The 13,264-nt window shown below is 72.0% G+C and carries 11 protein-coding genes; 10 read left to right on the top strand and 1 reads right to left on the bottom strand.

Annotation, left to right across the window (positions count from 1 at the left end):
* Positions 1-196: 196 nt before the first annotated feature.
* Positions 197-1,321, bottom strand: coding sequence for a Ku protein (locus ACFVT1_RS12455; protein ID WP_389794468.1), 1,125 nt, complete (start codon positions 1,319-1,321; stop codon positions 197-199).
* A 251-nt stretch (positions 1,322-1,572) separates the two neighbouring features.
* On the opposite strand from ACFVT1_RS12455, the gene ACFVT1_RS12450 reads away from it, so the two are divergent.
* The 10 genes from ACFVT1_RS12450 to ACFVT1_RS12405 all read left to right on the top strand — a co-directional run bounded on the left by ACFVT1_RS12450 (position 1,573) and on the right by ACFVT1_RS12405 (position 13,224).
* Entirely contained in the window at positions 1,573-1,794 is a 222-nt protein-coding gene (locus ACFVT1_RS12450) for a hypothetical protein (RefSeq protein ID WP_389794467.1), read from the top strand.
* 306 nt (positions 1,795-2,100) lie between these two features.
* A complete protein-coding gene (locus ACFVT1_RS12445; RefSeq protein WP_389794466.1) occupies positions 2,101-2,790 on the top strand; it encodes a hypothetical protein in 690 nt (229 codons plus the stop codon).
* Between the two features lie 57 nt (positions 2,791-2,847).
* Entirely contained in the window at positions 2,848-3,744 is an 897-nt protein-coding gene (gene ligD / locus ACFVT1_RS12440) for a non-homologous end-joining DNA ligase (protein ID WP_389794465.1), read from the top strand.
* A 381-nt stretch (positions 3,745-4,125) separates the two neighbouring features.
* Entirely contained in the window at positions 4,126-6,306 is a 2,181-nt protein-coding gene (locus tag ACFVT1_RS12435; protein ID WP_389794464.1) for a PBS lyase, read from the top strand.
* A complete protein-coding gene (locus tag ACFVT1_RS12430; RefSeq protein ID WP_362200922.1) occupies positions 6,303-6,638 on the top strand; it encodes a zinc-ribbon domain-containing protein in 336 nt (111 codons plus the stop codon). The genes ACFVT1_RS12435 and ACFVT1_RS12430 overlap by 4 nt, the downstream gene beginning before the upstream one ends.
* A 134-nt stretch (positions 6,639-6,772) precedes the next feature.
* Positions 6,773-7,537: a hypothetical protein gene (locus tag ACFVT1_RS12425; RefSeq protein ID WP_389794463.1), complete on the top strand. Its 765-nt coding sequence runs from the start codon at positions 6,773-6,775 to the stop codon at positions 7,535-7,537.
* Positions 7,538-7,614: 77 nt separating this feature from the next.
* Entirely contained in the window at positions 7,615-8,925 is a 1,311-nt protein-coding gene (locus tag ACFVT1_RS12420; RefSeq protein ID WP_389794462.1) for an ATP-binding protein, read from the top strand.
* A 127-nt stretch (positions 8,926-9,052) separates the two neighbouring features.
* Positions 9,053-10,432 (top strand): FtsW/RodA/SpoVE family cell cycle protein, encoded by a 1,380-nt coding sequence (locus ACFVT1_RS12415; protein WP_389794461.1) that lies wholly within the window; start codon positions 9,053-9,055, stop codon positions 10,430-10,432.
* A gap of 76 nt (positions 10,433-10,508) precedes the next feature.
* Positions 10,509-11,966 carry a peptidoglycan D,D-transpeptidase FtsI family protein gene (locus tag ACFVT1_RS12410; protein WP_389794460.1) on the top strand — a complete coding sequence of 486 codons (1,458 nt, stop codon included), beginning with the start codon at positions 10,509-10,511 and terminating at the stop codon, positions 11,964-11,966.
* 67 nt (positions 11,967-12,033) lie between these two features.
* Positions 12,034-13,224 (top strand): amidase, encoded by a 1,191-nt coding sequence (locus ACFVT1_RS12405; protein ID WP_389794459.1) that lies wholly within the window; start codon positions 12,034-12,036, stop codon positions 13,222-13,224.
* The last annotated feature ends 40 nt before the right edge of the window (positions 13,225-13,264 follow it).

The raw sequence follows: 13,264 nt of genomic DNA, 5'->3' as shown, positions 1-13,264 counted from the left end.
GCGGCCGTCGGCCGTGTGTAAGGCCGTGTGGGGGCCGTCCGCGCCTCGCCGGTGGGTGCCGTGGGCGGAGCTTTCCGTGCGCGGCGCTTCCCGTGGGCGGTGCTTTGGCCCGGTGGTGTGCGCGGGCTGCGCGGCGCCGGGCACAGGGCTCTCTACCGAGCGTCGTGCGCAAGGCTGCGTGGTGCCTGTCCGGTACTCAGGCCGAGGCTCGCTTGCGGGGGGATGCCTTCTTCGTCGTCGACTTCGCGCCCGCCTTCGGGGCCGACTTCGCGGTGGTCTTCTTCGCCGAGGCCGCTGAGACCGCCGAGGCCGCTGCGGACTTGGCGGACGATTTCCCCGTCGACCGTGCGGCGGTCTTCTTGGCGGGGGCCCTGCTCGCCGCCGTCTTCTTGGCGGCCGACCTTCCGGTGGTCGCCGCGGCCTTCTTCTTCGCTCCGGTGCCGCCCGACTTCTTGCGGCCGGTGAGCGAAGTGACCTTGGCCACGGGCGCGTTCGCCGATTCCTCCTCGGGCTCCTCCGCCGGTTCCGCTGCCGGCTCCTCGCCCCGGGCCTCCTTCGCCGCCCGGACACTGTTCTCCAGCGCTGCGACCAGGTCGATGACCCTGCCGCCGCCGGTTCCCTCCGCCTCCGCCGGCTCCACGCTCCGGCCTTCGGCCTTCGCCGCGATGAGCTCCTCGACCGCCTCGCGGTAGTCGTCGTGGAGCGCGTCCATGTCGACCTCGCCGAGCGTGTCCATCAGCGCGTCGGCCAGGTCGAGTTCGGCGTCGCGGACCGTGACCTCGGACTCCGGGGCGATGCCCTCGGGGCTGCGGATCTCGTCCGGCCAGAGCAGGCCGTGCATGGCGATCACATCGTCGACCACGCGCAGCATGCCGAGCCGTTCACGGCCGCGGAGCGCGTACTTCGCCAAGGCGACCTTCTCGCTCCGCTTCAGCGCCTCGCGCAGCAGGGTGTACGGCTTGGCCGCCGGGACTCCGTTGGCGGAGAGGTAGTACGCCGCGTCCATCTGGAGCGGGTCGATCGAGGCGGCCGGCACGAACGCGACGATCTCGATCGTCTTGGCGGTGGGGAGCGGGAGCGAGCCGAGGTCCTCGTCGGTGATCGGGATCATCGAGCCGTCGGCGTCCTCGTACGCCTTGCCGATCTCGGCCGGGCCGACCTCCTCCTCGTCGATCTCGCAGACCTTCCGGTAGCGGATCCGGCCACCGTCGGTGAGGTGGATTTGGCGGAAGGAGACCGAGTGGTTCTCGGTGGCGTTGACCAATTTGATCGGAATGCTGACCAGCCCGAAGGAGATGGCGCCGTTCCATATGGATCTCACGTTCACCCCTTGTGTCCAACAGCCGCTTGTAGATCCGCGCGGAATCCCAGATCCCGTGGCCGAATCCCACGGACGGCGGCCACTCGGTGGCCGATCGGTCACGGATCAGAGACTCCCAGGTCAGCCTGCACATTCTTCAGAGCGGGACGGAAGTGGTACGGACCTTCCATGGACAGTCTCGCGGCGGTTCGGCCTCTCCGCCACCGGCCCGCTGCGGGGGTGGTTCCTGAGCGGTCACGTTGTCACGCTCCGTGTTCACCGCTCGCGACGAGGAATTCGCGCGCTTGTGGGCCGAGCGGGACATCAAGGTCAACGGCCGCGGGCGCAAGGAGATGCGGCATCCTGACGTCGACGTGCTCACGGTGGATTTCGAAGTGCTCATGCCACTTCAAGATCCGGACCAGCGGTTGGTGATCTACCGCGCCGTGGACGAGGAGAGCCCGTCGGCATTGGACCGGTTGTGCACACGGTGATGCCGAACCATCCATTCATGCACGGTCCGGGTACCGGTCCCGGCCTGATTCCCGATCACGTGCTCGTACGCGTCGAGGCGCGCCTCGACTGCCGCTTCCCTCACCTCAAACAAGGGCGCTGCTCAGGGACTTGAGGACTCGCGCGGTGGCGCCCAGTTCCTTTGTTACCAAGTGCGGACAAGAACTCGGTGAACAACTCCTGCCCGGGTGCCATCTCACGGGTTGCAGCGAACAGCAGATCCGGCCGGACGCCCTGCGGGAGCAGGCGCGGGTGCCGCATCCTGATATCCCATGGGGGCTTCAACAATGACCACTCGCCGTGCTCGCCGTACCGCCCGTTCCATCGGCCTGGTGGCCGTCGCCGCCGCTGCGGCCTTCTCGCTGACCGCCTGCCAGAGCGGGGGCAGCGACGCCGCCGCCGGCCCGGGGAAGAAGATCTCCGACTCCGCCTCCCACTCCACCGGTAGCGGTGAAGCGGCCGGCGTCGCCAAGACCGGCGCATACGAGGTCCAGACCAGCATGTGGACGGGGACGTCCACCGCGCACCGCACCGCCACGTCAGCCGCCAAGGCCAAGGCGGCGTCCCCGGTCCGCACCCAGAAGCTGGCGGACGGCAGCAAAGCCGAGATCTACGAGCTCGGTGCCCTGCACTACCGCGCCAAGATCATCAGCCGCGGTTCGGTTCTGGCCACGCTGGAGACGAAGGGGTACGACGCCGGGCTCGACGCCAACGACATGTTCGTCGTGCTCACGCTGGGCGGCGAGGTCCACTCCTGGATGGGCGGCGGACACACCGGACCGGGCACCTTCAAGCTCGCGGGCGGTTGGACGGCCAAGGTCACGAAGCTCGGCGACCTGCGGTACCGCGCGCAGATCCTCGGCCGCGAGGGCGCGGTGGAAGCCACGCTGGACGCGAACCAGCACGACGCCGGGCTCGACGCCAACGGCGTATACATCGTGCTCAGCGCCGGCGGTGTGATCAGCGCCCACCTGTAGACGCCTGTCCGGCTGCGCGTCGGCCCCTGCAATCCGCGAACGTGTGAGGGTTGTCGTATGACGCCGATCACAGAGGTGGAGGGGCGGCGGCTGGCGCTCAGCAATCTCGACAAGGTGCTGTATCCGGCCACCGGAACCACCAAGGGCGAGGTGCTCCACTACTACGCGATCACCGCGGCGAAACCCCTGCTGGCGCACCTGCGCGACCGGCCCGTGTCCTTCCTGCGCTACCCGGACGGGCCGGACGGGCAGCTCTTCTTCACCAAGAACCCGCCCCCGGGTACGCCGTCCTGGGTACGGACCGCCCCTGTGCCGCACCACGAGGAGAAGCAGGCCACCCAGGTGGTCGTGCAGGATCTCGCCTCCCTGACGTGGGCGGCCAACCTGGTGGTGGAGTTCCACACTCCGCAGTGGCGGGCCGATGCGCCCGGGATCGCCGACCGGATGGTGTTCGACCTGGACCCCGGCGCGCCCGCGACCGTTGTGGAGTGCTGCGCGGTGGCGGTGTGGCTGCGCGGGCGGCTGGCGGCGGACGGCTTGCCCGCGTACGGGAAGACCTCGGGGTCGAAGGGGCTGCATCTGCTCGTACCACTGGAGCCGACCCCCGCCGATCGGGTGTCGGCGTACGCGAAACGGCTCGCCGTCGAGGCGGAGCAGGAGCTTCCGGAGCTGGTGGTGCGCCGGATGAAGCGGGCCCTGCGGCCGGGGAAGGTGTTCGTCGACTTCAGCCAGAACGCGGCGGCGAAGACGACCGCCACCCCCTACACGCTGCGCGCCCGGCCCGAGCCGACGGTCTCGGCGCCCGTCACCTGGGCGGAGATCGAGGAGTGCCGGACGCCGGGGAAGCTGGTCTTCCTGGCCGGTGACATGGGCGCGCGGCTGGAGCGGTACGGGGATCTGCTCGGCCCGCTCATCGACGCGGACCGGGCCCGGCCGCTGCCGATCTCGCGGTAGGCGGAGCCGGGGCGGGACGCCGCTGCCTCCGGGACCGGGGCGAGGGCCAGGGCTGAGGCCGGGGTGAGCGCCGGGGCCGGAGTCGGGGCTGAGGCTGGACGGCGTCGGGATCGGGATCGGGGCCGGAATGGAACGCCCGGGCGTCCGAGGGCGGAGTGGTCGTCCGGCGTCCTGGGGCCGGAACGCGCGCCGACCGGAGGGGCGGCTGTCCGGTCCGGTCCGTCAAGACGGCCGGAATTCGCCCCTTCAACACATAGCGTATGGCGGACGATCTTGTCATGTCCGTAAGGAAAAGGCCGCATGTGGAGGGCGGATCGTCCGAGCCGTGGTGCACACTCCTCGCAGACACTGCTTCGTGGAGTTGCGTGGGGAGGCGATGGCGTGTTCGCAGGGATCGACGAGGTCGACTGGGCCTCGATGGAGCATGCCTACGGGCCTGCCGATGATGTGCCGGTGATGCTGCGGGGTCTCGCGTCCGGTGATCCGGTGGAGCGCGAGGCGGCGCTGGACGGCATGTACGGGGCCGTTCACCACCAGGGTGATGTGTACGCCTGCACGCTGGCCTGCATTCCTTTTCTGTTCGAGCTGGTCGTGGATCCCGGGATTCAGGACCGGGGCAGCATCGTCGAGCTGCTCACCAGCATCGGCGGCATCGATCTGGACGAGGACGACGAGGACGAGATCGACGAGGAGGAGATCGAAGGCGCGGCGAACTACGCGATGGCGGCGACCGCCGTCGCCGCGGGCGCCGGGGTGTTCTGCGAGCTGATGGCCGACGAGGACCCGGGGGTGCGGCTCGCCGCGCCCCTGGCGCTCGCCACGCTCCACAACCACCCGGTGCGGGTTCTCGCCCTGCTGCGGGAGCGACTGCCGGTGGAGCCGGCCGAGGAGGTGCGGCTCGCCCTGGTCGAGGCCGCCGGGCGGGTCGCTCTGCGGCATCGCGCGCTGGCCGAGCAGGCGGCCGGCTGGCTGACCCGGCTCGCCGGTGAGGGGTTCGCCCCGGGGCTGCGGCTCGCAGCCCTGGCCCAGTTGGCTCGGTGCGCGCCGGATGCGCTGCCGGGCGATGTCGTGCGCGTGGTGACCGGGCTGCTGCGGCAGCTGCGCTCGGCGCCGCCGCGCCGGTCCGGGGCGGCCCCCGTCGGCGAGGCGCAGGCCGGCCGGACCGAGCCGGTCGCGGCCGCCGACGCGCCCGACGAGTCGGCCGGGACCGGGGAACCGCCCGCGGACGAGCGGGCCGCGCCGGCGACCCGGGTGGGGCAGCTGCGGGCGTTGTCCGAGGAGGACGCGCCGGGGCCCGGTGCCCCCTGGACGGCGGATCTGCTGCGGACGCTGCACGTCGGGCTCGACGACCGGGTCGCCGAGCGGACGGCACTGCTGGCGGACCAGCTGCGCAGCCCCGACCGCCGGCAGCGCATCGACGCGCTGCGGATGAGCAGCGGGCTGATCCGGGTGTGGCGCGGCTCGTACGAGGAGCTGGTCCGGCTGGTCGGTGAGCAGCTCGCGACCCCGGAACCGCAGCTGGCCGGGGCGGCGGCGCATGTGCTGGAGGAGCTCTTCGGGCTCGCCGCGCCCGCCGCCGACGCGCTGGCCGCGCGGGTGGCGGCGGACCCCGATGCCTGGGTGCGGGACTGGCCGAGCGGCCCCGCGGGGCTCGGCAGCGCGGTGAAGGCGCTGGCCCGGCTGGGCGACGCGCGGGCTGTCCCCGCTCTGGCCGCGGCACTGGAGCGGCCCGAGGTGCCGCACGATGTGGGGTTCGCCATCGGCTGTCTGGGCACGGCGGCGGCCCCCTTGGCCGCGGTGCTGCGCCGCAGGCTCGGCGAGGTCCGGCTCGACGAGGCGGCGTACGACCGGGCGGGCCCGCTGCTCACGGGGCTGGCCGCGCTCCGGGCGGACGAGGCGATGCCGGAGGTGCTGCGGGTGCTGCGCGGCGCGCCGGAGCACCGGGGCCAGTGGCTGCGTACGGCGGCGCTGCGGGCGCTCGGTTCGTTCGGGCCCGCGGCGCACAGTGCCGTACCGGAGCTGCGTACGCTGCTGCGCCGCCCCGGAAGCACCTCGGCGATCGAGGTGGCGGAGGCCCTGTGGGCGGTGGCCGGGGATGCCGACGCGGTGCTGCCGGTGCTCATAGACGGCCTGCAGGCGGAGCGCCTCCACGAGCGGCGCTCCGCGGTGAACGCGCTGGGCAGGCTCGGGACGCGGGCGGCGGTGACCGCGCCCCGGCTGCGCGCGCTGCTCCGGCACGAGGATCCGTTGCTGCGGGTGGACGCGGCGGTCGCGCTGTGGGACGTGTCCGGGCGGGCCGACGAATCCGTGCCGGTGCTTTTGGCGGCCTGGGAGCACCACCGCCATGTTCGGGTCCGGGTGGCGGAATGCCTGGCGCGGAAGGGGGCCGCTGGTGCAGGGTCTGACGCGGAGCACGTGCTGCGCGCCGAGCTCGCCTCCGTACGCCGTCACAACGCGATGGACGGCGGATTCGGCAGCCACGACACATACGAGGACGAAAAGCTGCTGGCGCTCTGCCGGCAGGCTCTCCTGGGTGATACGGGGAAGGGACCCACCATATGATCATCTTCGGTACACGGGGATATCTATACCAACTGGCCATCCTGACGCTGGTCTGCGGCTGGTGCGGCAATCCGGCCGCGCACACGCTGCGCAAGCGCGTCACCAAGTTCACGCTGTTCTTCGTGCCGCTGTTCCCGTTCTCGACGAAGTTCGCCACGCAGTGCACGTTCTGCGGCGGGGAGCAGCAGATCCCGAAGGAGCAGGCCGAGCAGCTGCTGGCGCAGAATGCCGCGTCGCAGGACGGCAACCCGTTCGGTCAGGCGCAGGGGCAGGGGCAGGCGCAGCCGGGATACGCGCCGGGCGGACAGGGGCAGAACCCCTACCAGCACTGACGCAGCACCCCGGGGCGACATCCGGAGCGGCGCCCGAACGGCAGTGAGCGGCGCCCGAACGCATTAAATAGGCATAACAGACTTCCTTCCGAATAAGGTCTATGCAGCATGGATCGCGGGGAAGGGAGGGTGTGATGCGTTCGCAGCGCCGGGTGCGAAACAGCGCGGCGGTGGCCCTCGGGGCCATCGGCGCCGCGCTGCTGACCGGCTGCGGCGTCGGCGGCGGCGGGCTGCGCAGCGCCGGACCCGCCCCGAACGCCGTCGGGCCCGCCCGGCTCTGGCCCGGGCTGCCGCCCGCCTCCGCCGCACCGTACGACTACGGCGAGGGCGAGACCGCGCGCATCCCGGGGATCAAGGTGCCGCACGGCGATGTGCACCGCCTGGACCCGGTCGCGGTGGTGCAGGCCGGCCTGAAGGCCCGGCCCGACCGGTCCAGCGGCACCGCCGACCTCCCCGCCGACACCGTCCGCCGCATCGACACGTGCCGTACCGAGCCGGCCTCCTGTCCGGTGCTGCGGCCCTACTTCCGTGATCTGACGGGCGACGGCAAGGACGACCTGGTGCTCGGCATCCGGCTGGCCGACCACCAGCTCTCCGTACGGGTCTACATGCCGGAGGCGGGCGGGCTGACCCGGATCCTGTCCACCACGGACGCTGTGATCAGTGTCGAGCTGGCCGGGCGGGATCTGATCATGCGGGTGCCGTCGGCCATCACCGGGTACGAGTACCGCACCGCCTGGACCTGGGACGGCCGGCAGCGCGCGATGCTGCCGACCCGGGACGAGATCCTGCGGATGCCGACGTCCCCGCCCCCGCAGCAGCGCCCCGGGGTCACACCGCCCACGGCCACCCCGCCCACCGGCACACCGTCCGCCGGCGTTTCCGCGGAACGCCGATGAGGCGGCGCGAGGCCGGGCGCCGCGGGACCGAACGGCACGAAACGGAGCGGCGCGGGACCGGGTGGCGTGGGCTGCGGATGCCTTCCTGGACCGCGACGCTCACCTGGAAGTCGGCCGTCTTCATCACCGTGATGTGCTGCGCCCTCGCCGCGCTGCTGAGTGTGCTGGTCCACGGCGAGGTGACCCGGCAGACCGTCGCCCAGGCCCGTGAGAAGGCGCTGTCGCGGCTGGCGGACGTCACCATCGCGTACGAGACGGGCGAGGCCCTCCCGCCGGGCTCCGGCATCGATCCGCCGGGGCTGCCCGCCTCCCTGCGCGCCCTGGCGGTGGACGGCGAACGGGGCACGCTCGTCGCCGACGACCACGGGCACCCCGCCATGTGGGCGGCGGCCCCGGCCGACGGCCGCGCGCTGGCCACCCAGGTGGACTACAGCCAGAGCGCCCGCACGATCAACGATCTCGACGGGGCGATCATCGGTTCCTCCCTGCTGGCCACCGGCGCCACCCTCCTCGTCGGCGCGTTCGCCGTCACCCGGGTCACCCGGCGGCTGCACCAGACGGCCCAGGTGGCGCGCCGGATCAGCGCGGGCGACCTCGACGCCCGCGTCGGCGACCCGCACACGACGGATCCTTCGCGCCCGCAGGACGAGGTGGCGATCGTGGCCGGCGCACTGGACACGATGGCGTCCACGCTCCAGCGCAAGCTGCTGGCCGAGCAGCGGTTCACCGCGGATGTGGCGCACGAGCTCCGCACCCCGCTGACCGGGCTGTCGGCCGCCGCCGAGCTGCTGCCGCCGGGGCGCCCGTCGGAGCTGGTACGGGACCGGGTCCGCACCATGCGGGCGCTGACGGAGGATCTGCTGGAGATCTCCCGGCTCGACGCCCGTACGGAACGGGTCGACCTCGATGTGTACGAACTGGCCCCGCTCGTCGAACGCGTGGTGGGCGCGTCGGGGACGGAAACCGAGATCCGTTTCGGGGAGGGCGGCTCGGCGCGCCCGCAGGCTCCCGTACGGGTCGAGACCGACAGACGGCGCCTGGAACGGGTTCTGGGCAATCTGATCGCCAACGCGCACAAGCACGGCCGCCCCCCGGTGGTACTGACGGTCGACGGGCCGACGGTGACCGTACGTGACCACGGGCCGGGTTTTCCGGGCTATCTGCTGGAGGGCGGCCCGCAGCGGTTCCGTACCGAGGGCAGCGGCAAGGGGCACGGTCTCGGGCTGACCATCGCCGTCGGGCAGGCGGCGGTGATCGGCGCCGACCTCGTCCTGCGCAACGCCCGGGACGGCGGCGCGGTGGCCCGGCTGACGCTCCCCGAGTACGTACGGGCGGACGACGAGGCACCGGCGGAACCGGACGATCCGGAACCCGGGCGGCGGCACTGAAGTGACGGTGTGTCAATGTCGCGCCCCCCGGAGGCAGGCCGCCGGACAGACTCCCAGGAACAGGCCGGCTGACACATCCGCTATGACATAAGGGAAATAGACACCACCTCTTGCTACGTTGCGTGGCATGACCGCAACGACGGCGGACGCACCCCCGCCCGATCTACGTCTGCCCAAGCGGCGCGGAGTCGAGTTGCTGCTCCTCATCGGGGCCGTCCTCATCTCCGTCTACGGCTACGCCGCCGTCGGCCTGGCCCGGAACGGCGCGGTCCCGCCCGATGTGGCCGGTTACGGCGCCGGCCTGGGGCTGCTCGCCCTCCTCGCCCATCTCGCGGTCCGCCTACGTGCCCCGTACGCCGATCCGCTGCTGCTGCCCATCGCCGTCCTGCTCAACGGTCTCGGCCTGGTGCTGATCTACCGGCTCGACCTGGAGACCCCGAAGGACCAGGCGGCCCCCGCCCAGCTGATCTGGTCCACGCTCGGTGTGGCGCTCTTCATCGCGGCGGTCGTCTTCCTGCGCGACCACCGGGTGCTCCAGCGGTATGCCTACCTCTCGGTCGCCACCGCCCTGGTCCTGATGATCGTGCCGATCTTCTTCCCGGCGGTGAACGGCGCCAAGATCTGGATCCGGGTCGGCGGATTCTCCTTCCAGCCGGGCGAGTTCGCCAAGATCCTGCTCGCCGTGTTCTTCGCCGCGTATCTCGCCGCGAACCGCAACGCCCTCGCCTACACCGGCCGCCGGATCTGGAAGCTCCAGCTCCCCACCGGCCGGGTGCTGGGCCCGATCGTGGCGATCTGGCTGCTCAGCGTCGGTGTCCTGGTCCTGGAACGCGACCTCGGTACCTCGCTGCTCTTCTTCGGCCTCTTCGTGATCATGCTGTACGTGGCGACCGGCCGGACCGGCTGGATCGCGGTGGGCCTGCTGCTCGCCGCCGTCGGCGCGTTCGTCGTCGGCTCCTTCGAGCCGCATGTGCACAGCCGGGTCCAGGACTGGCTCGACCCGTTCGCCTCCATCAACGCGGGCCTGGGCCCCGGCCAGCTGGCCCAGTCGCTGTTCGCGTTCGCCGCGGGCGGGATGCTCGGCACCGGGCTGGGGCTCGGCCACTCCATCCTCATCGGCTTCGCCGCCAAGTCCGACTTCATCCTGGCGACCGCGGGCGAGGAGCTCGGCCTGACCGGGCTGACCGCGATCTTCCTGCTGTACGCCCTGCTCGTCGCCCGCGGCTACCGGGCCGGGCTCGCGCTGCGCGACCCCTTCGGACGGCTGCTGTCGATCGGCCTCGCCTCGATCCTGGCGCTCCAGGTGTTCGTGATCGCGGGCGGAGTGATGGGGCTGATCCCGCTGACCGGCATGGCGATGCCGTTCCTCGCCCAGGGCGGTTCGTCCGTCGTGACCAACTGGATCATCGTGGCGCTGCTGATCCGGGTCAGCGACCAGGCCCGCCGGCCCCACCCCGGCCCGGTGGAGACCGGAGTCATCGCGACGATCGCAAAGGACGAGCCGTGACCCCGCACCCGCCCGCCGTGCTCGCGCACGGGCCCGCCGCGCTCCCGTATCCGTCACGAGTCCCGGAGGCCAGGCCGTGATCCGTTACATCCGCCGGGCCGCCGCGCTCTGCCTGCTGCTGCTCGTGGCGCTGCTGCTGAACGCCGCCCGCGTCCAGGTCTTCGAAGCGAACAGTCTGGACGCCAACCCGGCCAACCGCCGCCTCACGATCGCCCGTTACCACCAGGCGCGCGGCAACATCCTGGTCGGCGGCACGTCCGTGACCGACTCCGAGAACACCGGCGAGCAGCTCGCGTACGAGCGCACGTACAAGAACGGCCCGCTGTACGCGCCGGTGACCGGCTACGCCTCGCAGACGTACGGCACGACCCTGATCGAGCACGCCGAGGATGGCATCCTCTCCGGCACCGACTCGATGCTCGCCCCGTTCCCGCTGTGGAACGAGATCACCCGCAGCCAGCAGCCCGGCGGCAATGTCGTCACGACCGTCAAGGACTCGGTGCAGCGCGCCGCCTACGACGGGCTCGGCGGGCGCCGGGGCGCGGTGGCCGCCGTCGAACCGTCGACCGGCAGGATCCTGGCGCTGGTCTCCACCCCTTCGTACGATCCCGGACAGCTCTCCGGAACCGGTTCGTCCGTCACCGACGCCTGGCAGCGGCTGAACGCGACGAAGAGCCAGCCGATGCTCAACCGGGCGATCCGGCAGACGTATCCGCCGGGCTCCACCTTCAAGATCGTGACGGCGGCGGCGGCGCTCGACACGGACGTGGTCACCGATCCCGACGCCGAGACCGACACCCCGTCCCCCTATGTGCTGCCCGGCACGACGACCACGCTCCCCAATGAGGCGGAGGGCTGCGAGAACGCCTCGCTCGCCGAGGCGATCCGGGTCTCCTGCAACACCGTGATGGCGGAACTCGGAGTGCGGGTCGGGCTGAAGGGCATGGTGGACGCGGTGCGGAAGTTCGGTTTCAACGACACCGGGCTGAAGATCCCGTCGGGGGTGGCGAAGAGCAACTTCGACACGAAGATGAGCGACGACCAGCTGGCGCTCTCGTCGATCGGGCAGTTCGACACGACGGCGACACCGCTCCAGATGGCGATGGTGGCCTCGGCCGTGGCCAACGGCGGCGACCTCAAGTACCCGTATCTGGTGGACCGTACGACCACGAAAGGCGGCTCGACCGTCCACCGGAACGGCTCGCACACCTACCACCAGGCCATGAGCCCGCGGACGGCCATGCGGCTGCGGAGGATGATGGTCGACGTCGTGGAGCAGGGCACGGGGTCCAACGCCGCGATCGACGGAGTGACGGTCGGCGGCAAGACGGGCACCGCACAGCACGGCATCGACAACACGGGCAGGCCCTACGCCTGGTTCATCTCCTGGGCGCAGGCGCCGGACTCGGGTCGTCCGGCGGTCGCGGTCGCCGTGGTCGTCGAGGACGCCGCCGCGAACCGGGCCGACATCAGCGGCGGCGGCAGCGCGGCGCCGATCGCCCGTTCCGTCATGGAGGCGGCCCTGCGAGACTGACCGCGTGACGGGTGCGGATGCGGGTGCCGATGCGGGCTCGGATGGCGGTACGGGCTCGGGTAGCGGCATGGCTGCTGCGGCAGCGGATGCGGATGGCGGTGCGGGGGCGGTGCACCGGGCGCTGGAGCGGATCGGGCGGGAGGATCCGCGCCTGTGCGCGTTCATCGAGGTGTGGCCCGCAAGGGCACGCGCCGACACGGAACGGGCCCGTCGACTGCCCCTGGGAGGAACGCCGTTCGCCGTCAAGGGACCGGCCGGCATCCGTTCGTACGCGGCCCGGCGGCTGATCGCGGCCGGCGGCGTCCCGGTCGGTTCGACCTCGGTGCCCGGCCCCGGCACACCCTGGCAGACCTGGGGGCTGGGCGCCCACGGCCGTACGGTCAACCCGTGGCGCTCCGACCGCACGCCCGGCGGCTCCTCGGCCGGCTCGGCGGCGGCGGTCGCGGCGGGGCTGGTGGAGCTGGCGACCGGCAGCGACGGAGCGGGGTCGGTACGGATTCCGGCGGCGTGGTGCGGGGTGTTCGGCCTGAAGACGACGAACGGCCTGCTGCCCTCCCCGGACCGGTCCGGTCTCGCGTCCGCCGGGGTCCTGGCTCGTTCAGCGGCTCATGCCCAGATCTATCTGCGCTGCGTCCTGGCCGGTCCAACGGGTCCGAACGGTCCAAAGGGTCCGCACGGTCTGATCGGTCCGGACGGTCTGATCGGTCCGAAGGGTCCAGACGGTCCGTACGGTCCGGAGGGCTGCGAACCCGCGCCGGCCGGTCTCCCGATCCCCGCCGTTCTCAGCCCCGACCTGGGGTACGCGGAGGTCGACCCCGAGGTCGGGTCGGTCGTCCGGCAGGCGGTGCGGCGGCTCGTGGCGGCCGGGGTGGTGCGGCTCGTGGACCGTACGTGCGAGCTACTCGACCCGCGAGAGGCGTGGCAGGCGGTCCGGGACGGTCGTCCGTTGCCGGCCGCCGCGGAGATCCGGCGCGAGAACGACCTCCGGCTGAACGCCCTGTTCACCCGTACTCCTCTGCTGCTCACCCCGGTCACTCCCCACCGTCCGCACGGCCACGACGGTCCGGGCGAGCTCTACTCAACCGCGCTGACCTGGGCCTTCAACCTCAGCGGACATCCCGCCGCGAGTGTGCCCGCCGGATTCACGGCGGACGGCTGTCCGGTCGGGCTCCAACTGGTCGCGGCGCGCGGGGCGGACGTCTCGCTGCTCGGAATGGCCCGTGCGGTGGAAGAGGCGCTGCCCACGGTGCGGCCATGACGCACAGCGCCCCGCGGACCGGCCGCGGACGCGTGGGGCC

It is taken from the genome of Streptomyces sp. NPDC057963, assembly GCF_042887155.1.
GTDB lineage: Bacteria > Actinomycetota > Actinomycetes > Streptomycetales > Streptomycetaceae > Streptomyces.
This window is presented reverse-complemented; position numbering and strand designations above follow the sequence as displayed.